A 21,355-nucleotide genomic window follows, 5' to 3' on the forward strand; every position below is an offset into this window, starting at 1 on the left:
CCCGCGTCCGCGGGCGACGTGGCCGTCTGCGCGGGGGCAGCGGCCGGGGCCGTGTGCACGGCGTCCTTGCTCACGGGTCGTTCCACTCTCTGGTGCGCCCGGGCGGGTCACGCCCGGGTCCGTACAGTCGCGGCCCGCGGCACCCGGTGGGGGCACAGACCAAGGCAGCAGTCTCCCAGACCTCCTGCCCCGCTCGCGATGGCTCATGTCACAGAGCGTCGCTTCTCACACGCGGGGCGCGGTGGCACCAGGAGTGTCACCGCACTGGTGGGACAGCGATACTGCTGCTCATGACGATCGAGACCGAGGAGCCGGTCCTCACCGTGGACGAGCTGGCCGCCCGCGCGGGCGTCACCGTGCGCACGGTCCGCTTCTACGGCACCAAGGGCCTGCTCCCGCCGCCGGTGATCGGTCCGCGCCGGGTCGGCCACTACGGGCCCGCGCACCTCGCGCGTCTCGAACTGATCGAGGAGCTCCAGCGGCAGGGCATGACGCTCGCGGCGATCGAGCGGTACCTGCGCGGGCTGCCGCCGGACCTGACCGCGCACGACCTGGCCGTGCACCGCGCGGTGGTGGCGTCCTGGGCGCCGGAGGCGGCCGAGACCGTCGGGCGCGCGGAGCTGCACCGGCGGGCGGGGCGGGAGCTGACCGACGCGGAGGTGGACCGGCTCGCCGCCATGGACGTGCTCGCGCCCGACGGCGACTCCTACCGCGTGGACGCCGGTCTCCTGCGGCTGGGCGTGGAGCTGCTGGATGTGCCGCTGTCGCAGGAGGTCGTCCTGGCGGCGCGGGAGGTGCTGCTGGAGCACTCCCGCGCGGCGGCGCAGGCGTTGTCCCGGCTGCTGCGGGACGCGGTCGCCGAGCGCGCCGCCGAGGACGTGCGCTCGCTCTCCGCCCACATGCACCCGCTGGTGGTGCAGGCCCTGCTGACGACCTTCCAGCGGTCGCTGCGCCAGGAGCTGCGCGGCTGGCTGACGGAGTGAGCGGGCGGGCCACCGACGAGACCCCCCTGAGCGGCGGGGTGCCGGGTCAGCAGCGCGGCACCGGTTTGCTGTAGGTCGTGCCGCTGGGCGTGGAGACGTAGTGGTCGCTGACGTAGTGGCCGTTGTCGAGCCGGTCCCAGACCTTGGTGCCGCCGACCGCCGTCCCGGACTTCTGGCAGGTCACCCAGGCCAGCGCGCCGTTGGGCGCGGTGCCGAGCGCGGTGTAGGAGGTGCCGGGTCCGCCGCGCTCGGTCACCCCGGTGGCCGAGGCGATCTGGTACGGGTACGTGCAGCGCGGCAGCGGTGGGCTCCAACTGGTCGTGGAGGGCGTGTCGACGTAGTGGTCGGCCACGTAGGCGCCGGTGTTCAGCTTGTCCCAGACGGTCGAGGTGCCGACCTTGGGTCCGCTGGTCTGGCACACCACCCGGACCGTGGCGTCCCGGGCGTACGACGTCACGGCCGCCGCGGTCGTGGTGGGCCCGGAGCGGGCGGTGACGGCGGCGGTGGTCCGGTACGGGTACGCGACCGTGGCGACGGGGGTGTCGAGGCGGTCGGTGTCGATGTTGACGCGCACCCCGCCGTAGGTCTCGTCGTGGCCGCCGCGGAACTGCTTGGCGCGCTGGTGGACCGCCCACTTGCCGTCGGCGACGCCGGCCCAGCCCTTGAGCGAGTCGACCCCGTCGTAGCGGGCGACCCACAGGGCGTCGGGGCGGGCGTAGCCGGTGGAGGTGTAGACGTCGGCGAGCTGCTTGGCGCCGAGGCTGAGGTTCATGTACACGCCGGACAGCCAGCCGAGGCGGTGCAGCTCCTTGGTCCAGCCGGAGACGTAGCTCAGCACGCTGGTGCGGCAGGTGGCGTTCGTCTGGGAGTAGTTCTCGATGTCGTTGTACAGGGCGCTGCCCGGGAGCATGCCGAGCGCCTTGGCGGCGGTGACCGCCTGGGTGGCGGCGGCCGTGCCCTGGGAGCGTGCGGTGGTGGCGCTGGTGCTGATCTTCGCGTCGCTCGCGCGGGCGCCGCAGGACGGTTGCAGACCCTTGTGGACGGGCAGCAGGCGCCACTTCAGCGCGGAGACGGAGGCCACCCAGGAGGCGGTCAGCTGCGGTTGCGCGCAGGTGCGGTTGACGCCGGAGAGGTACACGCCGAGGGCGCGGTACGGCGAGGCGGTCCAGGCGCGGATCGTGGTGAGCGGCGGCGCCGTGCAGGCGTCGAAGGCGAGCCCGGAGTACCGGGTGGCGGTCGCGCCGGCCGGGTAGGCGGCCGTGGTGGCCGGTTCGGCGGCGGCGACCGGGGCGGTGGCCAGGACGGTGGCGACCGCGAGCGCGGCGGCCGAGGCCCAGGTCAGGACAGCGGTGCGGGACCTGACCAGGAGTGAGGCGGAGGCGAGAACTGGGGCGGGAACGTGGGCGGGAAGCGGATCCGGACGTGATGGCATGACGGCCCCCGAGCCGTGTGGGCTGAAATGCCCTCAGATTGGCGCTGTGTCCGGGTTTTGACAAGCCTTCGGGCAGGCGTGTCGCACAGCCGTCGGGGGCGGGCCGTCCGGTCCCGCCCCCGAGGGGTCGTCACGTCGGGGTGTCAGTCGGTGAAGGTCTCGCCCTTCTCCGCCTTCTCCACCAGCAGCGCGGGCGGGGTGAACCGGTCGCCGTAGCGCTCGGCCAGCTCCCGTGCGCGGGCGACGAAGGCGGGCAGCCCCTTCGCCTCCCCGGTGGCGGGCTCGTAGCCGTTGACGTACTGCAGCACGCCGCCGGTCCAGCCGGGGAAGCCGATGCCGAGGATCGAGCCGATGTTGGCGTCGGCGACCGAGGTGAGCACGCCCTCCTCCAACAGCCGGACGGTGTCCAGGGCTTCGGCGAAGAGCATGCGCTCCTGCATGTCGCGGAACGGGATCTCGTGTCCGGGCCGGGTGAAGTGCTCGCGCAGGCCCGGCCACAGGCGGGTGCGCCGGCCGTCTTCGTAGTCGTAGAAGCCGGCGCCGCCGCTGCGGCCGGTGCGGCCGAACTCGTCGATCATGCGGTCGATCACCGCCTCGGCGGGGTGCGCGGCCCAGGTGCCGCCGGCCTCATCCACCGCCCGCTTCGACTCGGCCCGGATCTTGCGCGGCAGGGTGAGCGTCAGCTCGTCCATCAGGGAGAGCACCTTGGCCGGGTAACCGGCCTGGGCCGCCGCCTGCTCGACGGATGCGGGCTCGACGCCCTCGCCGACCATCGCCACGCCCTCGTTGATGAAGTGTCCGATGACGCGGGAGGTGAAGAAGCCGCGCGAGTCGTTGACGACGATCGGCGTCTTCCTGATCTGCCGCACCAGGTCGAAGGCGCGGGCCAGTGCCTCCTCGCCGGTGCGCTCGCCCTTGATGATCTCGACCAGCGGCATCTTGTCGACCGGCGAGAAGAAGTGCAGCCCGATGAAGTCGGCCTGCCGCTCGACGCCCTCGGCGAGCGTGGTGATGGGCAGCGTGGAGGTGTTGGAGCACAGCAGCGCGTCGGGCGCGACGACGGACTCGACCTCCTGGAACACCTTGTGCTTGAGCGCGGTGTCCTCGAACACGGCCTCGACGACCGCGTCGCAGCCCGCCAGGTCGGTGACGTCGGCGGTGGGCGTGATGCGGGCGAGCAGCGCGTCGGCCTTCTCCCGCGTCGTACGGCCCTTGGCGACGGCCTTGTCGCACAGCTTCTCGGAGTAGGCCTTGCCCTTGACGGCGGCCTCCAGGGAGACGTCCTTGAGGACGACGTCGAGGCCGGCGCGGGCGCAGGAGTACGCGATACCGGCGCCCATCATGCCGGCGCCGAGGACGGCGACCCTGCGCACCGTGCGGGGCTCGACGCCCCGCGGGCGGTTGGCGCCGGAGTTGACGGCCTGCAGGTCGAAGAAGAACGCCTGGATCATGTTCTTCGAGGTCTGCCCGGCGGCGAGTTCCACGAAGTAGCGGGCCTCGATGACCTGCGCGGTCTCGAAGTCGACCTGGGCGCCCTCGACGGCGGCGGCGAGGATGCGGGCCGGCGCCGGGTAGGGGGCGCCGGACGTCTGCTTGCGCAGGGTGGCCGGGAACGCGGGCAGGTTGGCCGCGAACTTCGGGTGCGCGGGGGTGCCGCCCGGGATGCGGTAGCCGGGGCGGTCCCAGGGCTGCTGGGACTCGGGGTGGGCCTCGATGAAGGCGCGGGCCCGCTCCAGCAGTTCCTCGCGGGAGTCGACGACCTCGTCGACCAGGCCGTTCTCCAGGGCGCGCCGCGGGGCGTACTGGGTGCCCTGGAGCAGCACCTTCAGCAGGGCGTCGGTGATGCCGAGGAGGCGGACGGTGCGGACCACGCCACCGCCCCCGGGGAGCAGACCGAGGGTGACCTCGGGGCAGCCGATCTTGGCGCCGGGGGCGTCCAGGGCGATGCGGTGGTGGCAGGCAAGGGCGAGTTCGTAACCGCCGCCCAGGGCGGCGCCGTTGAGCGCGGCGACGACCGGCTTGCCGAGGGTCTCGATGCGGCGCAGGTGACGCTTGATCTCCAGGCCGCCCTCGAACAGCTCCTGCGCCGTGTCCGGGGTGACGCGGATGAGGTCGCGCAGGTCGCCGCCGGCGAAGAAGGTCTTCTTGGCGGAGGTGAGGATGACGCCGCGGACGGTGTCCTTCTCGGCCTCCAGGCGGTCGGCGACCGCGGCGAGGGAGGCGCGGAAGGCGGCGTTCATGGTGTTGGCGGACTGGTTCGGGTCGTCGAGGACGAGGGTGACGACGCCGGTGCGGTCCTGTTCCCAGCGGATGGTGGTGGGCTGAGTGCTCATGCGAGGTGCTCCGTGTGATCCGTCGGGAGGGTGGTCAGATGCGCTCGACGATCGTCGCGATGCCCATGCCGCCGCCCACGCAGAGGGTGGCGAGGCCGTAGCGCTTGTCCTGGCGCTCCAGTTCGTCGACGAGGGTGCCGAGGATCATCGCGCCGGTCGCGCCCAGGGGGTGGCCGAGGGCGATCGCGCCGCCGTTGACGTTGACCTTGTCCAGGGACAGGCCCATGTCCTTCACGAAGCGCAGCACGACCGCGGCGAACGCCTCGTTGATCTCGACGAGGTCGATGTCGTCGATGGTCAGCCCGGCCTTGGCGAGCGCCTTGCGGGTGGCGGGCGCGGGGCCGGTGAGCATGATGGTCGGCTCGGAGCCGGAGACGGCCGCGGAGACGATGCGGGCGCGCGGGGTGAGGCCGTGGCGCTCGCCGACCTCCCGGGAGCCGATGGCGACGAGGGCGGCGCCGTCGACGATGCCGGAGGAGTTGCCCGCGTGGTGGACGTGGTCGATCCGCTCCACCCAGTGGTACTTCTGCAGGGCCACGGCGTCGAAGCCGCCCAGCTCGCCGATGTCGGCGAAGGAGGGCTTGAGCTTCGCGAGGGAGTCGGCGGTGGTGCCGGGCCGCAGGTGCTCGTCGTGGTCGAGGACCACCAGGCCGGCCCGGTCCCGCACGGGCACCACCGAGCGCTGGAAGCGGCCGTCCTTCCAGGCGGCGGCCGCCCGCTCCTGCGACAGGGCGGCGTACTCGTCGACGTCCCGGCGGGAGAAGCCCTCGATCGTGGCGATCAGGTCGGCGCCGATGCCCTGCGGCACGAAGTTCACGGCGAGGTTGGTCATCGGGTCGTTGAACCAGGCGCCGCCGTCGGAGGCCATCGGGACGCGGGACATGGACTCCACGCCGCCGGCGAGGATCAGGTCCTCCCAGCCCGAGCGGATCTTCGCGGCGGCCAGGTTGACGGCCTCCAGGCCCGAGGCGCAGAAGCGGTTCTCCTGGACGCCGGCGACCGTGTCCGGCAGGCCGGCGGCGATCGCGGCGATGCGGGCGATGTCGGAGCCCTGGTCGCCCACCGGGCCGACGACGCCGAGCACGATGTCGTCGATCGCCGCCGGGTCCAGGCCGGGGAAGCGGTCGCGCAGCTCGTGGATGAGGCCGACGACCAGGTCGATGGGCTTGGTGCCGTGCAGGGCGCCGTTGGCCTTGCCCCGCCCGCGCGGGGTGCGGATCGCGTCGTACACGTACGCTTCGGTGCTCACTGGGGGGCCTTTCCATGAGGGCTGCGGAGCAGGGGGCTCCGGTCGGTGCGGGGCTCGGTGGCGTCCGAGGGGGCCGGCAGGCCGGGTACGTCCCAGTCGCGGGCCACGGCCTCGGTGTCGGCGCCCGGCCGGGCGGGGCCGGTGCGCACGGTGGTGGGGGTCGCGGAGAAGCGGGGCGCGGGGGCGGGCTGGGTGAGGCCGTCGTGGTCGGTGAAGGTGCCGCGGGCGGCCAGGTGCGGGTGGTGCGGGGCCTCCCGGAGGGTCAGCACGGGGGCCACGCACGCGTCGGTGCCCTCGAAGGCAGCCGTCCACTCGTCGCGGGTACGGCTGCGCAGGCGCTCCGCGACGGCCGCGCGCAGCTCCTCCCAGCGGGCCGGGTCCGCGTGGGCGTCGGCGAAGCCGTCCAGGCCGAGGACGTCCAGGAACTCGGCGTAGAAATGCGGCTCCAGGGCGCCGACGGCCAGGTGGCGGCCGTCGGCGGTCTCGTAGGTGCCGTAGTACGGGCAGCCGCCGTCCAGGAGGTTGGCGCGGCGCCGGTCCTGCCAGGCGCCGGCGGCGAGCATGCCGTGGACCAGGGCGGACAGGTGGGCGGTGCCGTCGACGATGGCGGCGTCGACGACCTGGCCGGTGCCGTGCTCGCGCGCGTGGTGCAGCGCGGCGAGGACGCCGACGACCAGGTAGAGGGAGCCGCCCGCGAAGTCGCCGAGGAGGTTGGCGGGCACGGCCGGGGGCCGGTCGGGGTCGCCGATCAGGCCGAGGGCGCCGGTGAGGGCGATGTAGGCCACGTCGTGTCCGGCGCGCGGGGCGAGCGGGCCGTCCTGGCCCCAGCCGGTCATGCGGCCGTAGACCAGCCGGGGGTTGCGGGCGTGGCAGTGGCCGGGGCCGACGCCGAGGCGCTCGGCGACGCCGGGGCGGTAGCCCTCGATCAGGACGTCGGCGCGCTCGGCGAGGTCGAGGACACGGGCGGGGCCGTCGGGGGCCTTGAGGTCGACCACGACGGAGCGCTTGTTGCGGTTGGTGACGTCGTGCGCGGGGTCGAGGGCGAGCCCGGGGCCACCCGGGCGGTCCACCCGCACCACGTCGGCGCCCAGGTCGGCCAGCAGCATGGCCGCGAAGGGGCCGGGGCCGATCCCGGCGAGTTCGACCACGCGCACGCCGGTGAGCGGGCCGTGCCCGGGCGTCCGTGCCGCTGTCATCCAGCCCCCTTGCTGTGACACGACTGCTGTAACACCAGTGATGTTAGGAACGTGGCCCCGAGGACACAAGAAGTGAGCAAGCAAGCGCTTGGACAGCCTACGCCCGGGGGCCCGTCGGCGCCCCTCCGGCGGGGCCGGGCGACGGGTACGGGGGCGCGTCGTCCCGCCCTTGCCCCCTCACGCTAGCCTCGGCCACCGACAGCGGCGCGGGCCGCGCGACCGAGGGGTGTCATGAGCAGGATGAAAAAGACGGACCGTCCCTACGACATCGTGCTGTTCGGGGCCACGGGCTTCGTGGGACGGCTCATCGCGCGCTACCTGGACGACCACGCGCCCGAGGAGGTGCGCTGGGCGATCGCCGGGCGCAGCGAGGAGAAGCTCCAGCGGCTGCGCGAGGCGCTGCCCGGCGGTGCGCGGGTCGGGGTGCTGCGGGCGGACGTCGCGGACCCGGACTCCCTGCGCTCCCTCGCCGGGCAGGCGCGCGTGGTGGCCACGACCGTCGGGCCGTACGTACTCCACGGGGAGGACCTGGTCGCGGCCTGCGCCGACCTCGGCACCGACTACCTGGACCTCACCGGGGAGCCGGAGTTCGTGGACCTGGTGTACGTGCGGCACGACGCACGCGCGCGCGAGACCGGGGCGCGGCTGCTGCACGCGTGCGGGTTCGACTCGGTCCCGCACGACCTGGGCGTGTACTACACCGTGCGGCAGCTCCCGGAGGGCGTGCCGCTGACCGTGGACGGGTTCGTGACGGCGGACGCCGCGTTCTCGGGCGGCACGTTCGCCTCCGCGCTGGGCCAGTTCGCCCGCGGGCGGCAGATGGTCGCGGCGGCCCGGGACCGGGCCCGGCACGAGCCGCGCCTGGTGGGCCGGCGGGCGACCGCGCCGGTCGGCGCGCCCCGGTTCGCGCCGGAGGTGGGCGCGTGGGCGCTGCCGCTGCCGACGATCGACCCGCAGGTCGTGCGCCGCTCGGCGCAGGCGCTGCGCCGCTACGGCCCCGACTTCCGCTACCGCCACTACGCGGCCGTGCGCCGGCTGCCCGTGGCGCTGGGCGGGGTGGCCGCCGTCGGCGCGCTCGCGGCGGCCGCGCAGGTGCCGCCGGTGCGGCGCCGGCTGTCGGACCGGCTGCGCCCGGGCGACGGACCGAGCGCCGAACGGCGGGCGCGCAGCTGGTTCTCCGTGCGGTTCGTGGGCGAGGGCGGCGGCCGGCGGGTGTACACGGAGGTCTCGGGCGGCGACCCCGGCTACGACGAGACGGCCAAGATGTTCGCCGAGGCCGCCCTGTCCCTCGCCCAGGACCCGCTGCCCGAGACGTCCGGCCAGGTCACCACGGCGGTGGCGATGGGCGACGCCCTGACCGACCGTCTGGTGCGCGCCGGCATCCGCTTCCGCGTGGCGGCCACCCGCTGAGGGGCCGACGACGGGACCGGCACCGTCACAGGGGCCAGGCGACCAGCGTGTAGACCATCCCCACGATCCAGCCCAGCCCGGCCAGCACCCCCAGGGCGAGGGCCACGGTCACGGCCCGTTCCACGGGTCGGTGCGGATCGGTGAGCGGCTCGGCGGCGCGGTGAGTGGTCATGCCCTCACCTTCCCGCCGACCGGGCGCGCGAACATCCGTACGGGTACTCAGATGACGTACTCAGACGGCCCGTTCAGTCCACGTGCGGCGGGGCGGGGTGCTCCGCACCGGGGCCGACCGCTTCCCGCAGGGCCCGTCGGCACAGGGCGTCGGCCCTGCGGGTCGTCTCCGGGAGGCGGTACGCCGGGGTCAGCGCGAGGGTGTGGGCGCAGGCCGTGGGCAGCGTCGTGCGGTGTCCCACCGAGACGAAGACCGGCTTGACGCCGGTGCGGGTGCGCAGGGCGCGGCCGACCTCCTCCGTGTCCGCGAGCAGGGGGGCCGACGAGCCGCGCTCGGCGGCGGGGGCGTCGTAGGTGAAGGTGAACGGGTTCTTCGCCACGCCGATCGTGGGCAGGCCGGTCAGCACGCCCAGGTGGCTGGCCAGGCCGAAGCGGCGGGGGTGGGCGAGGCCGTAGCCGTCGCAGACCACCAGTCCCGGCGGGCAGGCGAGGGCGTCGAGCGCGGCGAGCACGGTGGGGATCTCACGGAACGCCAGCAGCCCGGGCACGTAGGGGAAGGAGATCCGGCCGACGGCGGTGGCCTCGGCGACGACGTCCAGGGTGGCCGCGTCGAGGACGACGGCGGCGGCCGCGACGACGTCGCGTGCGTCGTCGTAGGCGACGTCCACGCCCGTCACGTGGCCGGTGCCGGGCGGCGGCCCCGGCTCGTCGAGCACCACGCGGGCCCGCAGCTCGTCCTGGACGGCGCGGGCCTCGTCTTCGGTCGTGGGCCAGTCGGCGGGGATCGGAACGGTCGTCATGGTGCACCGAGCGTACGGGGCCGCACGCGCGCGCGGGCCCGGGGGTAGGCTCGCGATCATGTTCGTGCTGGAGCTGACCTACACCGCCCCGCTCGACGCCGTCGACGCCGTCCTCGGCGCCCATGTGGCGTGGCTGGACGAGCAGTACGCGCGCGGGGTCTTCCTCGCGTCGGGACGCAAGAACCCCCGCGACGGCGGGGTGATCCTCGCCGTCGCGGAGGACCGGGCGCGCATCGAGGAGATCACCGCGGGTGACCCCTTCGTCACCGCCGGCGTGTGCGCGTACCGCGTCACGGAGTTCGTCGCGACGAAGACGGCCCCGGAGCTGGCGCGGTACCAGGAGCCTGCCGGCTGACCGGCGGACCCGTCAGCCCTTGCCCAGGGCGCGCTGGAGCTGGTCCTTGTTCATGTCCGAGCGGCCCTTGACGTTCTTCTTCTTGGCCTCCTCGTACAGCTGGTCGTACGTGGGCCCCTGGGAGCCCTTGCCCGACCGCTGACCGCCGCGCTTGCCCGAGGACATGTCCTGGGTGGAGGTGCGGCTGGCCGTCTTGGCCTCGCCGGACCGGGCGCGTTCCTTGTTCACCGTCCGGGCCGCGATCTCCTCGGCCCGCTCGGTGCTCTCACCGCGGTCCTGCGCGCTCTTCTTGATGTGCTCGTACTGACGTTCCCGCTTGGGGCTGGAACCAGCAGGCATGGCGTTCGCTCCTTTCACGTCCGGCCATCGGGTACCCGCCCCACGGGATGTGTTGCCTCCCCGTCGTCCGCGGGGCTCAGCGCTCCAGCCGTGCCACCCGCCCCTTCTCCCCCGCGGCCCAGCACACCGGGTCCGGGGCGCAGTCCACGGTGTCGTACGAGCCGGTGTCCAGGGTGCGCCAGGTGCGGCCGCCGTCGGTCGTCAGGTCGGTGCCGGTGGGGCCGACCGCGAGGGCGGCGACCCTGCTGTGCGGCAGCCAGGCGGCCCCGGAGCGGTAGGCCGGCGGCGGCGTCGCGGCGGGCCGCCAGGTGCGGCCCCCGTCGGCGGTCGTGGCCGCGGCCCGCGGGGAGGGCTGGTCGGCGCGGTAGTCGCCGCCGACGGCCAGCCCGTGCGTGCGGTCCCGGAAGGCGAGCGCGAAGACGCCGCGCGCCGGGTCGCCCGCCGGCACCGGGGTCGCGGCGGCGGTCCAGGTCAGACCGCGGTCGGCGGAGTGCAGCACGCGCGCCCGCGCGCCGCCCCCGGTGGCCAGCCACACGTCGCGCGGCCCCGACGCGACCAGGCACTGCCCGCTCGCCGCGAACCCCGCCTCGCCCTCCAGGGCCGCCGGCATCCCCGCGTCGGGCAGGACGGACCAGGAGCGGCCGCCGTCCGTGGTGGACAGGACGCGGAACCTCCCGTCCACCGGGTCGCTCAGGGCGAGGCCGTGGCGGCGGTCGAAGAACGTCAGGCAGTCGTAGAACGCCCGCGTGTCGGTGTTGCGGAACGACTCCGTCCAGGTGCCGCCGCCGTCGTCGGTGCGGTAGACCCGGGACGCCTCGCCCTCGCCGATGGCCAGCACCACGGCGTGCCGCGCGTCGAACGCCTCCACGTCCCGGAACTGCAGGTCCCCGGCGCCGGGGGGCGAGACGTCGCGCCAGGTCCCGCCGCCGTCCGTGGTGCGCAGCACCGTGCCGCCGGTCCCGGCGACCCACGCGGTGTCCCGGCCCACGGCGGCCAGGCCGCGGAACCGGACGTCCGGGGCGCCGGTGTCCTTCAGCTGCCAGTGCGGCGCCGGCCGGCCCACCGGTGCGTGGGCCTGTGCGGGGACGGCGGTGAGCGCCACGAGGGCCGCCGCGCAGGCCGCTCCCACGGCCGCCATCCGCCCCGTCCGTCCGCCCGGTCCCGTCGTCGTCCCGCGTCGCGTACTCCCCAAGCGCCTCATGGCGGGGGAAGCTAGCCCACCGCCCGGACGGCGTCCAGAGGCCCTCCCCGGCCCGGCCGGGCCGTCCCCGCGGGCGGAGCACCTGTGTGGATCCCGGGGAGAGGTGGGTCACTCGGGTGCATGAACGCGGTGACCGAGGTCACTCTCACGACGTGTGCACGGATCGGCCGGTTCCGACGTCTCTCCCAGTGCCGGCCTCACCCGACCGGAGTTCGTCCCGCCGTCACGAGGGAGCAAGGCGTTGTCCACCGTCATCGAGCAGCCCGTGGAGGCGCGCCTGGTCGCCGCCGCGCCACGGATGCAGCACATCCCCGCCACCCTGCACTACGACCGCACCGACCCCTTCGCCGTGCGCATGACCTTCCCGGCCCCGGCCACCCTGGAGGGCGTCGACGTGTGCTGGACCTTCGCCCGGGAACTGCTCGCCGCGGGCCTGACCCGCGCCGAGGGCCAGGGCGACGTCCGGGTGCGGCCCTACGGGTACGACCGCACCGTGCTGGAGTTCCACGCGCCGGAGGGCACCGCGATCGTGCACGTGCACTCCTCGGACGTCCGCAGCTTCCTCGCCGCCAGCGGCGAGCTCGTGCCGGTCGGCCACGAACACCTCCAGCTCGACCTGGACCACGACCTCGCGGAGCTGATGCGGGACGCCTGCTGAGGCCCGCCCCGCGCCGACGCCCGCCGGGCGCTAACGCCCGCCCCCGAACAGGGCGTTGAGCTCGCCGTAGTCGAGCCCGCCGGCGAGCGACCCGTACGTCCCCGCGTCCAGCAGCTCCCGCGCGGCGCGGCGGACCAGGGCGTGGGCCGCCTGGGCGATGCCCGAGCCGACGCTCACGCGCGCGACACCGAGCCCGGCCAGCTCCGCGACGGGCGGCGCGCCGGGCCCCGCCATGACGTTCAGGGGCGCCTGGACGCCCTCGACGAGCAGCTCCACCGTCTCCGGGTCGACGGCCCCGGGGACGAACACGCCGTCGGCGCCCGCCGCGACGAAGGCGGCGGCCCGTTCCAGGGTGAGGTCCACTCCCCCGGCCCCGCGCAGGAACGTGTCGACGCGGGCGTTGACGAACAGCGGCACGCCCAGCGCGTCGGCGGCCGCACGGGCGGCCGCGATGCGCTCTGCCTGCTCCGCGACCGGCCGCAGCGGCGCGTCCCCCTCGTGCAGGGCGTCCTCGATGTTGATGCCGACGGCGCCCGCCGCGAGCACCGCGCGGACGGTGCCGGCCACACCTTCGGGGTCCGTCGCGTACCCGCTCTCGACGTCCGCGGTGACGGGCACCCGCACCGCGGCGACGACGTCCGCGACGGCGCGCAGGGCGTCCTCGCGGCCGAGCCGGTCGCCGTCGGCCGCGCCGAGCGCCCAGGCCACTCCGGCACTGGTGGTGGCCACGGCGGCGGCGCCGGCGTCCTCGACGAGACGGGCGCTCGCGGTGTCCCAGGCGTTCGGCAGGACGAGGGGCCGCCCCGGCACGTGCAGGGCGCGGAAGGCCAGGGCGCGGTCGCGCAGGGGGCTGTGGTCGGGGTGCGTCATGCCGCCACTCAAGCAGCCGGGGCCGGGGCGCCGCTGGCAGGAATCCGACGTGTGCATGCCGCGCCGTAATCCGGTTGACCCCGGCCGTCGGGGCTCCTACGGTGGACGACGGTCCTGTTGCCGCCGATTGGAGAAGGACGTTGCTCCTCTGAGGTCATGAGACACCGCCGCACGCCCGTCGGGTGTGCGTGCCGCGTGCGACCTCGGCGTGTCGAGCCGTCCTTGTGGAACCGGGCTGGAACAGGTCTCCTTCCCCGGTCCTCGTGTGGATCCTCCCGTGCCCCGCCGTCCTGCGGTCGCCGTCCCCGGTGTCTCGACACGCGTTGCCCTGACCGCACCCGCGACCGCGAGGCCCCACTTGACGCATACCGCCCATTCCATCGCCTGCACCTCCCTCTCCTTCGCCTGGCCCGACGGCACCGCCGTACTGGACGGCCTGGACGTCTCCTTCGGTCCCGGACGCACCGGGCTCGTCGGCGTCAACGGGTCGGGGAAGTCCACCCTGTTGAAACTGATCGCCGGCGAACTGACCCCCGTCGACGGCACCGTCCGGGTCGCCGGGGACATCGGGTACCTGCCGCAGAACGTCACGCTCGACACCCGGCTGCGCGTCGACCAGGCCCTCGGCATCGCCGGGCGGCGGGCCGCGCTGCACGCCATCGAGGCCGGCGACGTCCGCCCGGAGCACTTCGAGGCCGTCGGCGACGACTGGGACGTGGAGGAACGCGCCCTGGCCACCCTCGGCGAACTCGGCCTCGGCCACATCGGCCTCGACCGCACCGTCGGCGAGGTCTCCGGCGGCGAGTCCGTGCTGCTGCGGCTGGCCGCGCTGCTGCTGCGCCGGCCCGACGTGCTGCTCCTGGACGAGCCCACCAACAACCTCGACCTGTACGCGCGACGGCGGCTGTACGCGGCCGTGGCGTCCTGGCCCGGCGTGCTCGTCGTGGTCAGCCACGACCGCGAACTCCTCGACCTGGTCGACCAGATCGCCGACCTGCGCGGCGGGGAGGTCGTCTGGTACGGCGGCAACTACACCGCCTACGAGGAGGCCCTGGCCGTCGAGCAGGAGGCCGCCGAGCGCATGGTGCGGGTCGCCGAGGCCGACGTGCGCCGGCAGAAGCGCGAACTCACCGACGCCCAGGTCAAGCTGGCCCGCCGCAAGCGGTACGGGCAGAAGATGTGGGAGCAGAAGCGCGAGCCCAAGATCGTGATGGGGGCGCGCAAGCGGGCGGCGCAGGAGTCCGCCGGCAAGCACCGCATCCTGCACGAGGAACGGCTCGCCGAGGCCCGCGAGCGGCTCGACGAGGCCGTGGACGCGGTACGGGACGACGACGAGATCCGCGTCGAACTGCCCCACACCGCCGTGCCGCCGGGCCGCGGCGTCCTCTCCCTGCGCGAGCTGCGGCTCGCGTACGGCACCCCCGTGACGGTCTCCCTGGACCTGCACGGACCCGAGCGGGTCGCGCTGGTCGGGCGCAACGGCGCCGGCAAGACGACGCTGCTGCGCACGGTCGCGGGCGAGCTGGCACCGGCGGCGGGCGAGGCGCACGCGCACGTGCCGCTGCGGTTCCTGCCGCAGCGGCTGGACGTCCTCGACGACGCGCTGACGGTCGCCGAGAACGTGGCCCGGTTCGCGCCGGGCGCCACCAACAACCGGGTCCGCGCCCGGCTGGCCCACTTCCTGTTCCGGGGCGCGCGCGCCGACCAGCGGGCCGGGACGCTGTCCGGCGGGGAGCGGTTCCGGGCGGCGCTGGCCGCGCTGATGCTCGCCGAGCCGGCGCCCCAGCTGCTGATGCTGGACGAGCCGACGAACAACCTCGACATGGCGAGCGTGCGCCGGCTCACCTCGGCCCTGGAGTCGTACGAGGGGGCGCTGGTCGTGGCCAGCCACGACCTGCCGTTCCTGGAGTCGATCGGGATCACCCGGTGGCTGCTGCTCGACGGGGAGCTGCGGGAGACCTCGTGGGAGGAGCTGACCGAGGCGGGGTAGGCGGGGGTTTGGTCCTGGTGCCCCGGGGCTGCATGATGGCGGACCGGCGCCAGGCCCACGGCGCCGGTCCGCCCCTCGCCGGTACCCCACCACGAGACCTCCACGAAAAGACACGGAAAGACACGGAAGACACGGACGTGCCCAGCAAGAAGGCCCTCATCCGCCGCCCCGGCCCGCGCCTCGCCGAAGGGCTGGTCACGCACGTCGAGCGGGAGGACGTCGACGTGGACCTCGCCGTCGAGCAGTGGGAGGCGTACGCGCAGGCGCTGCGCGCGCACGGCTGGGAGACCGTCGAGGTCGAGCCCGCCGACGACTGCCCGGACGCGGTGTTCGTCGAGGACGCCGTGGTGGTGTTCCGCAACGTCGCCCTGATCACCCGGCCCGGCGCCGAGTCCCGCCGCGGGGAGACCGCGGGCGTCGAGGAGGCCGTGGCGCGCCTGGGCTGCTCGGTGAACTGGATCTGGGAGCCGGGCACGCTGGACGGCGGTGACGTGCTGAAGGTCGGCGACACGGTGTACGTCGGCCGGGGCGGGCGGACCAACGCGGCCGGGGTCCAGCAGCTGCGCGCGGCGTTCGAGCCGCTGGGCGCGCGCGTGGTGGCCGTCCCGGTGAGCCGGGTGCTGCACCTGAAGTCGGCCGTGACGGCGCTGCCCGACGGCACGGTGATCGGGCACATCCCGAAGGTCGACCGGCCGTCGCTGTTCCCGCGCTTCCTGTCGGTGCCGGAGGAGTCCGGCGCGCACGTGGTGCTGCTAGGCGGCGACCGGCTGCTGATGGCGGCGAGCGCCCCGCGCACGGCCGACCTGCTCACCGACCTCGGTTTCGAGGTGGTCGTGGTGGACATCAGCGAGTTCGAGAAGCTCGAGGGCTGTGTGACGTGCCTCTCGGTCCGGTTGCGGGAGCTGTACGCCTGACGGGGAACCCGGGCCTCCCCGTCCGGGCCCCGGACCTGCGCGAATCTGAGTCATTTGGGTGGATTCGTCCCGGCGGGGCCCGTCCCGGCGGGACGGATCCGGCCGGGCTGATCAGCGGTCTTTACGGCGGCCTTAACCTACGGCTTCGTAACCTACGGGTACGTAGCCTACGCTTTCGTAAGTTCGGCACCGCTCGCCGGACCGTCCCCGTCTGTTCCCGCGTCCCCTGGAGTTCCCGTGACGATCACTTCCCCGCACCTCGGCAGCGCCGCCGGCTGGACCGACGCCCGGCTGCTGTACGCCTTGGAGGAAGTGGTCGAGAAGGAACTCAACCGGCACCTGCAGGTCGCCAAGGACTGGATGCCGCACGAGTACGTGCCGTGGAGCGACGCCCGCAACTTCCCCGGCTTCTTCGAGGACGGCGAGGCCTGGGAGAAGGACCAGTCGAAGGTCACCGAGATCGGCCGGATCGCGCTGGTGGTCAACCTCCTCACCGAGGACAACCTGCCCAGCTACCACCACGAGATCGCCAGCCTCTTCGGCCGCGAGGGCGCCTGGGGCACCTGGGTGCACCGCTGGACGGCCGAGGAGGGCCGACACGGCATCGTCATGCGCGACTACCTGCTCGCCTCGCGCGCGGTGGACCCGGACAAGCTGGAGCAGTTCCGGATGGCCCACATGAGCGAGGGCTTCGAGTCCGACAACCGGCACTCGATGCTGCACTCGGTCGCCTACGTCGCCTTCCAGGAGCTCGCGACCCGCATCTCCCACCGCAACACCGGCCACCAGTCGGGCGACCCGGTCTGCGACCGCATGCTCGCGCGCATCGCGACCGACGAGAACCTGCACATGGTCTTCTACCGCAACCTGCTCAAGGCGGCCTTCGAGCTCGCCCCCGACCTGACGATGCAGGCCGTGCGGGACGTGGTGGTCGACTTCCGCATGCCGGGCCACGGCATCCCCGGCTTCGAGCGGGCCGCCGCGCAGATGGCCATCGGCGAGGTCTACAACCTGCGCATCCACCACGACGACGTGCTGCAGCCCGTGCTGCGCTTCCTGAAGGTCATGGACATCGACGGCCTCGGCCCCGAGGGCCAGCGGGCCCAGGACGAGCTGGGCCTGTTCCTGGGCGGCCTGGACGCGGAGGCCGCGAAGTTCGACGAGCGCCTGGCGGCCCGCAAGGCCCGGATGGCTGCGCGGGCGGCGGGCTGAGCGAGGGGGGCGGGACCGGGTCTCGCGGTCCCTGGCGTACGCGGCCGCGTGCGCTGAGGGTCAGGAGGAGGTGCGCCTCAGGTGGAGGCGTTCCTTCTCGGACAGGCCGCCCCAGACGCCGAAGCGCTCGTCGTGGGTGAGGGCGTAGTCGAGGCAGGCGGAGCGGATCGGGCACAGGCCGCAGATCCGCTTCGCGTCACGCACCGAGCTGCCGGGCTCGGGGAAGAAGAAGTCCGCCCCGGTCTGCGCGCACAGCGCCTCCCGCTGCCAGGTGAGGTCGGGCGTGGTGATGGTGTCGGTGAACATGCCCAGGAGCGTGCCGGTCGGCGAAAAACGTTCGCTCAACGACTGATCAACGCGGGCGGACGGACCCGGCCGTCCCGATGATGGCCCCGCGCGGCGCCCCGGTGCACGGCGGCGCGCGGGGAGAACCGCGCAGCGGGGCCGGTCCCGGTCGCCGGCCGTGCGGACCGGACGGGCGGTTCGGCGGCGCTTGTCGGTGGTGGGTGCCAGACTCGGCAGTACAGGCAACGGGATCCCTCAGAGGAGGGCGCAGATGCTCACCATCCGTGATGTCACCGGCTCGCCGAACTGGCTCGACGTCGGCACCCCCGACATCGACGGCGCCGCTTCCTTCTACGGCGGCCTGTTCGGCTGGGAGTATCGCCCCGGCCCGCCCGAGGCCGGCGGGTACGGCTTCTTCCAGCTCGCCGGGAGGACCGTGGCGGGCGGCATGCAGACCTCCGCCGAGCAGGGGCCGCCCTCCTGGACCGTGTACTTCCTGACCTCGGACGCGGACGCCACGGCGCGGGCGGCCGAGGGCGCCCACGGCAAGGTGCTGGCCGGTCCGCTGGACGTGCTGGACCGCGGGCGCATGGCGATCCTCGCCGACAAGGCGGACGTGCCGTTCGGCATCTGGCAGCCGGGCCGGACCAAGGGGCTGGACCTGGTCCAGGAGCCGGGCTCGCTGTGCTGGATCGAGCTGTACACGGCCGACCTGCCCATGGCCGCCTACTTCTACCGCGCGGCCCTCGGCCTGGAGACCTACGGCGTCGACTTCCCCGGCGGCACGTACACCACCCTGCTGCCGGGCGGGCTGAGCGAGGACGCCATGTTCGGCGGCATCGTCCCGCTGTCCGAGGACCCGCTGGAGGCGGAGGCCGGGGCGTACTGGCTGCCGTACTTCGAGGTCGAGGACACCGACGCGGCGGTGGCCACCGCGCGGGAGCTGGGCGGCACGGTCCGCAGCCCCGCCACGGACCTCCCGGGCGTCGGCCGTGTCGCCCGGCTCGCCGACCCCTACGGCGCCCGCTTCGCGGTGATCAGGAGCGCGACCCCGCAGCCGGGTGCCGACGGGCCCGAGGGGACGTGAGGGGCGCCGTCCGCGGTGGCCGTCACGCCAGGTGAGGCGAGGCCTCAGCGGCTGCCACGCGACGACCCCGTCGGCGTGCGGCAGCCGCGGCCTTCTGCAGTGCCCACCGTGACATGGGTCAGCGATTGACCACGTCACGGGTCTGGGCGTACACGGTCGCGTCCGTCAGCAGAGCGGTGTGACTGAGGCAGGCGGTCCGGGTGTTGGTCGCGCCGGAGAGCGCCACGGAGCTGTCAGGGTTGATCACCGTGTCGCAGGGCGACCACCAGGTCGCGTAGCGGGCCGCACCCGGCGTCTCGTCACCGGAGTTGAGGTCGGCCAGGAAGGCGGAGCCGATCCGCATCTCGGTGCAGGACGTGTCGGTGCAGGTGTTGGCGCTGTCCGTGCCGTGGTTCGGGCCGCCCAGGGACACCCAGGCGTCCACCTTGGCGGTGCCGCCGAGATTCTTCAGGTAGTAGCGGGAGCCGAGCCCGCCCATGGAGTGGCTGACGATGTCGACCTTGGTGGCGCCGGTCGCCGCGAGGAGCCGGTCGACCTCGGCGGACAGTTGCTGGGCCGTCGTGGCGTTCGACTGGCGCCAGTCGTAGGACCACTGGTCGAGGTACGAGGAGGGCCAGCCGTCCGCTCTGAAGCGGTCCGCCATGGTGTTCCAGTTGCTCGCGTTCCCGGTGTAACCGTGCACGAACAGGACGGGGTTGCTGGTCGCGGTGAACGTGGTACCGCCGGCGGCCTGAGCGGGGAGGGAAGCCTGTACGGCGAGCAGGGCACCGGCTGCCGCGGCGGCTGCGGCGGCAAGGGTCTTCTTCACGTGGGGACTCCGTGGTGGGGTCGGGGACGGCGCTCGTCGGCGCGTTCTGACAGAGGGCAGCCCTGAGGCTTCCCGGATCACGGGAGCGGGGCCTGCGGGCTGGGCATGACGAGGGGGGTCTGCCGGACCGCTGGGGAGACGGGGGCAGCCGTGTCAGTGAAGGTGGCGTGAGAATACTGACCGGTAGGTATCTCGGGTCAAGGGGCGTGCACCAAATAGATGCGGACGCGATCCGCTGCGCGTTCGCCGCGCCTCCCTGCGCACGTCACCGCGTGCTGCCGGCAGGGACGGCACCCCCCTAGGCATCGTCTTGTCGATCATGTCTGGAGCCGGATGAGTGTGCTGGCCAGGGTGATGGCGGCGAGGTAGCGGTCGGGTTGCTTGTCGTAGCGGGTGGCGATGCCTCGCCACTGCTTGAGGCGGTGGAAGCAGCGCTCGACGACGTTGCGGCGGCGGTAGACGGTCCGGTCGAAGCCGCAGGGCCGTTCGCGGCGCCGGCGTCGGCCCGCGAGCTGGTCGACGCGTTCGGGAATGGTCGCCTTGATGCCGCGTCTGCGCAGGCAGGCGCGGAAGGAACGGGCCGAGTAGCCCTTGTCTGCCACCACCCGCTCCGGCCGGACAAGGGGCCGTCCCGGCCCGGCGCTCGCGACCCGGATCTTGTCGATGACCGTCTCGGCCTGGGTGCAGTCGTTGCGGGTGCCGGCCGTGACCGTGAAGGACAGCGGCCGGCCCCGTCCGTCGCAGGCCAGGTGGATCTTGCTGGTCAGTCCGCCGCGGGATGAGGCGCTGTTCGTCCCCCGCCAGCTCCCACCCGCCTGCAAGCCCGCTGCGGCCAGGCGCGGCAAGGGCGAGGCGGTCACGGGAACGGTCGTCGCCCACGGCCGGACCGGTCCAACATGCCATTCCCGACTTTGGGAATCGGCGTGGACGCACCCGCCGGCCCGGGGAGACGGGGCGGTGGGTGCTGAGCCCGGAGCACGTCGCCCGGATCAGCGCCTGGATCGCGGGCGAGGACCCCGCCGGGAGTTTCGATCTGGGCGGAGGCGGTCGCCGCCACGGTGATGGACGGACCGATGCCGACGCGCACGTCGACCCCGAGCCGCGAGATGCTCCGCACCCGCAGCACCTCGCCCAAGCGGCGGGCGTCGGTGCCAACGAAACCGAATCGTCCGTCACCGAAGTTGAACCAGCCCAGGCGGCAGGCAGCGGACCACCGTTAACGTCGGCCGCGCCGCATCTCCTGAATCTCTCGCATGTGCTGCGCATCCCGTTCTTCAGACCGACGCCGCGATCGTGCCACCACAGATCCCAACAATGTGTAGAGCACCGCGTAGATCAGACATTGGGCTGCGAAGTCCCACCCCCACGACCGGTCACTCACGAGCGTCGTGACAGCGCTCACTACCGCTGCCAAGGCCAGCGCAGCACCGATCCGCTTCCACCATGTCGTCATAGTCGACCGTTACCCCTTCGCCTCTTGATCACTGAGGGGGCCCAACAGGCTGTCCACGGGCCGAACCGCATAAAAGTCGATGCAGTACACACGAACGATTACTTGAACCGCAGCCTGGAGCAGCTTGGCCGGTCACACATCCGCATTTCCATCGGTCCGTCCAGCCTGAACTCGACGAAGTCGCCACCTACTGCCGACGTACCTCCGACTCAGGTCACCAGCCCATAACCATGACCCGGGGGAAGGCAATGCAGTCCGCCCGGGTCATGGTTATTCTCGGCCTACTGGTGACCGGGCTGTTTTTCCTCATAATGTTCAGAAACATTGCCAGGCCGGCATAGATGACGACGACAAGAGCCAGGAAGATCCATCCCCCGGAATTTCCGGAAGCTATCAGGAAGACGCCGAACAGAATTCCTACAACGGCAAAACATGTGGTGATTGTCATGTAACGCTTTACGACCGCGCGCTGTTCCAATTCCGCCGGCGACCACACCCGCCACATCACCCCAGAGTGCCTTGGTGTCCCCCGTGACCAGGTGATAGATTCCCGTGCCCAGATCACCTACTGGCCCCAGGGCGTCCGCAACCCCGCTCAGACTCCACGTT

21 protein-coding genes are annotated in these 21,355 nt (G+C 73.4%); 8 read left to right on the top strand and 13 right to left on the bottom strand.

The features are described 5' to 3' along the window. Window positions 1–290 precede the first annotated feature (290 nt). Complete coding sequence (locus tag AQJ30_RS14855) at window positions 291–983, top strand: MerR family transcriptional regulator (protein ID WP_079084039.1); 693 nt, start codon at window positions 291–293, stop codon at window positions 981–983. 46 nt (window positions 984–1,029) lie between these two features. Here the strand turns inward: AQJ30_RS14855 and AQJ30_RS14860 are convergent, their stop codons facing one another. The 4 genes from AQJ30_RS14860 to AQJ30_RS14875 all read right to left on the bottom strand — a co-directional run bounded on the left by AQJ30_RS14860 (window position 1,030) and on the right by AQJ30_RS14875 (window position 7,193). After that, window positions 1,030–2,415 carry a glycoside hydrolase domain-containing protein gene (locus AQJ30_RS14860; protein WP_079084040.1) on the bottom strand — a complete coding sequence of 462 codons (1,386 nt, stop codon included), beginning with the start codon at window positions 2,413–2,415 and terminating at the stop codon, window positions 1,030–1,032. 143 nt (window positions 2,416–2,558) lie between these two features. Next, window positions 2,559–4,748 (bottom strand): 3-hydroxyacyl-CoA dehydrogenase NAD-binding domain-containing protein, encoded by a 2,190-nt coding sequence (locus AQJ30_RS14865; protein WP_067233506.1) that lies wholly within the window; start codon window positions 4,746–4,748, stop codon window positions 2,559–2,561. A 34-nt stretch (window positions 4,749–4,782) separates the two neighbouring features. After that, window positions 4,783–5,997, bottom strand: a complete 1,215-nt coding sequence (locus tag AQJ30_RS14870) for an acetyl-CoA C-acetyltransferase (RefSeq protein ID WP_067233508.1) — start codon at window positions 5,995–5,997, stop codon at window positions 4,783–4,785. After that, entirely contained in the window at window positions 5,994–7,193 is a 1,200-nt protein-coding gene (locus tag AQJ30_RS14875) for a CaiB/BaiF CoA transferase family protein (protein WP_067233509.1), read from the bottom strand. Before AQJ30_RS14875 ends, AQJ30_RS14870 begins: the two co-directional genes overlap by 4 nt. Before the next feature lie 231 nt (window positions 7,194–7,424). On the opposite strand from AQJ30_RS14875, the gene AQJ30_RS14880 reads away from it, so the two are divergent. Then, complete coding sequence (locus tag AQJ30_RS14880) at window positions 7,425–8,603, top strand: saccharopine dehydrogenase family protein (RefSeq protein WP_079084041.1); 1,179 nt, start codon at window positions 7,425–7,427, stop codon at window positions 8,601–8,603. Window positions 8,604–8,628: 25 nt separating this feature from the next. On the opposite strand, the gene mmpA is transcribed toward AQJ30_RS14880, so the two are convergent. Both mmpA and AQJ30_RS14885 read right to left on the bottom strand, forming a co-directional pair. After that, window positions 8,629–8,775 carry a morphogenic membrane protein MmpA gene (gene mmpA, locus AQJ30_RS38730; protein WP_169808475.1) on the bottom strand — a complete coding sequence of 49 codons (147 nt, stop codon included), beginning with the start codon at window positions 8,773–8,775 and terminating at the stop codon, window positions 8,629–8,631. A 73-nt stretch (window positions 8,776–8,848) separates the two neighbouring features. Further along, entirely contained in the window at window positions 8,849–9,574 is a 726-nt protein-coding gene (locus AQJ30_RS14885) for an endonuclease V (RefSeq protein WP_067233513.1), read from the bottom strand. Window positions 9,575–9,632: 58 nt separating this feature from the next. On the opposite strand from AQJ30_RS14885, the gene AQJ30_RS14890 reads away from it, so the two are divergent. Beyond that, on the top strand, window positions 9,633–9,929 hold the full coding sequence (locus AQJ30_RS14890) for a YciI family protein (RefSeq protein ID WP_067233515.1): 297 nt from the start codon (window positions 9,633–9,635) through the stop codon (window positions 9,927–9,929). Window positions 9,930–9,941: 12 nt separating this feature from the next. Here the strand turns inward: AQJ30_RS14890 and AQJ30_RS14895 are convergent, their stop codons facing one another. Together AQJ30_RS14895 and AQJ30_RS14900 are read right to left on the bottom strand one after the other, a co-directional pair. Further along, entirely contained in the window at window positions 9,942–10,268 is a 327-nt protein-coding gene (locus AQJ30_RS14895; protein WP_067233516.1) for a plasmid stabilization protein, read from the bottom strand. Between the two features lie 76 nt (window positions 10,269–10,344). Next, complete coding sequence (locus tag AQJ30_RS14900) at window positions 10,345–11,406, bottom strand: WD40/YVTN/BNR-like repeat-containing protein (protein WP_067233518.1); 1,062 nt, start codon at window positions 11,404–11,406, stop codon at window positions 10,345–10,347. A gap of 304 nt (window positions 11,407–11,710) precedes the next feature. Here AQJ30_RS14900 and ssgD point away from each other — a divergent pair, with 304 nt between their 5' ends. Continuing rightward, window positions 11,711–12,127 (top strand): spore wall synthesis regulator SsgD, encoded by a 417-nt coding sequence (gene ssgD / locus AQJ30_RS14905; RefSeq protein ID WP_067233519.1) that lies wholly within the window; start codon window positions 11,711–11,713, stop codon window positions 12,125–12,127. Between the two features lie 30 nt (window positions 12,128–12,157). On the opposite strand, the gene AQJ30_RS14910 is transcribed toward ssgD, so the two are convergent. Next, window positions 12,158–12,997: an isocitrate lyase/PEP mutase family protein gene (locus tag AQJ30_RS14910; protein WP_067233520.1), complete on the bottom strand. Its 840-nt coding sequence runs from the start codon at window positions 12,995–12,997 to the stop codon at window positions 12,158–12,160. Window positions 12,998–13,355: 358 nt separating this feature from the next. On the opposite strand from AQJ30_RS14910, the gene AQJ30_RS14915 reads away from it, so the two are divergent. From AQJ30_RS14915 to AQJ30_RS14925, 3 genes are all read left to right on the top strand, one after another. Continuing rightward, complete coding sequence (locus AQJ30_RS14915; protein WP_067233522.1) at window positions 13,356–14,987, top strand: ABC-F family ATP-binding cassette domain-containing protein; 1,632 nt, start codon at window positions 13,356–13,358, stop codon at window positions 14,985–14,987. Window positions 14,988–15,124: 137 nt separating this feature from the next. Then, a complete protein-coding gene (ddaH, locus tag AQJ30_RS14920) occupies window positions 15,125–15,901 on the top strand; it encodes a dimethylargininase (protein ID WP_067233523.1) in 777 nt (258 codons plus the stop codon). 237 nt (window positions 15,902–16,138) lie between these two features. Then, window positions 16,139–17,113 (top strand): acyl-ACP desaturase, encoded by a 975-nt coding sequence (locus tag AQJ30_RS14925; protein WP_067233524.1) that lies wholly within the window; start codon window positions 16,139–16,141, stop codon window positions 17,111–17,113. Window positions 17,114–17,173: 60 nt separating this feature from the next. On the opposite strand, the gene AQJ30_RS14930 is transcribed toward AQJ30_RS14925, so the two are convergent. Next, window positions 17,174–17,419 (bottom strand): WhiB family transcriptional regulator, encoded by a 246-nt coding sequence (locus tag AQJ30_RS14930; protein ID WP_067233525.1) that lies wholly within the window; start codon window positions 17,417–17,419, stop codon window positions 17,174–17,176. Window positions 17,420–17,669: 250 nt separating this feature from the next. Between AQJ30_RS14930 and AQJ30_RS14935 the strand changes: the two genes are divergently transcribed. Then, the gene (locus AQJ30_RS14935; protein WP_067233527.1) at window positions 17,670–18,485 is read left to right on the top strand and encodes a VOC family protein; all 816 of its coding nucleotides are present in this window, start codon (window positions 17,670–17,672) and stop codon (window positions 18,483–18,485) included. A gap of 118 nt (window positions 18,486–18,603) precedes the next feature. Here AQJ30_RS14935 and AQJ30_RS14940 read toward each other — a convergent pair whose 3' ends face one another. The 3 genes from AQJ30_RS14940 to AQJ30_RS36920 form a co-directional block, all read right to left on the bottom strand. Next, window positions 18,604–19,293 carry an esterase/lipase family protein gene (locus AQJ30_RS14940; protein WP_067233529.1) on the bottom strand — a complete coding sequence of 230 codons (690 nt, stop codon included), beginning with the start codon at window positions 19,291–19,293 and terminating at the stop codon, window positions 18,604–18,606. Window positions 19,294–19,610: 317 nt separating this feature from the next. Further along, window positions 19,611–20,153, bottom strand: a complete 543-nt coding sequence (locus AQJ30_RS14945) for an IS5 family transposase (RefSeq protein WP_079084043.1) — start codon at window positions 20,151–20,153, stop codon at window positions 19,611–19,613. 807 nt (window positions 20,154–20,960) lie between these two features. Next, entirely contained in the window at window positions 20,961–21,194 is a 234-nt protein-coding gene (locus AQJ30_RS36920) for a hypothetical protein (protein ID WP_169808473.1), read from the bottom strand. Between the last annotated feature and the right edge of the window lie 161 nt (window positions 21,195–21,355).

The sequence above is a fragment of the Streptomyces longwoodensis genome (assembly GCF_001514125.1).
GTDB lineage: Bacteria > Actinomycetota > Actinomycetes > Streptomycetales > Streptomycetaceae > Streptomyces > Streptomyces longwoodensis.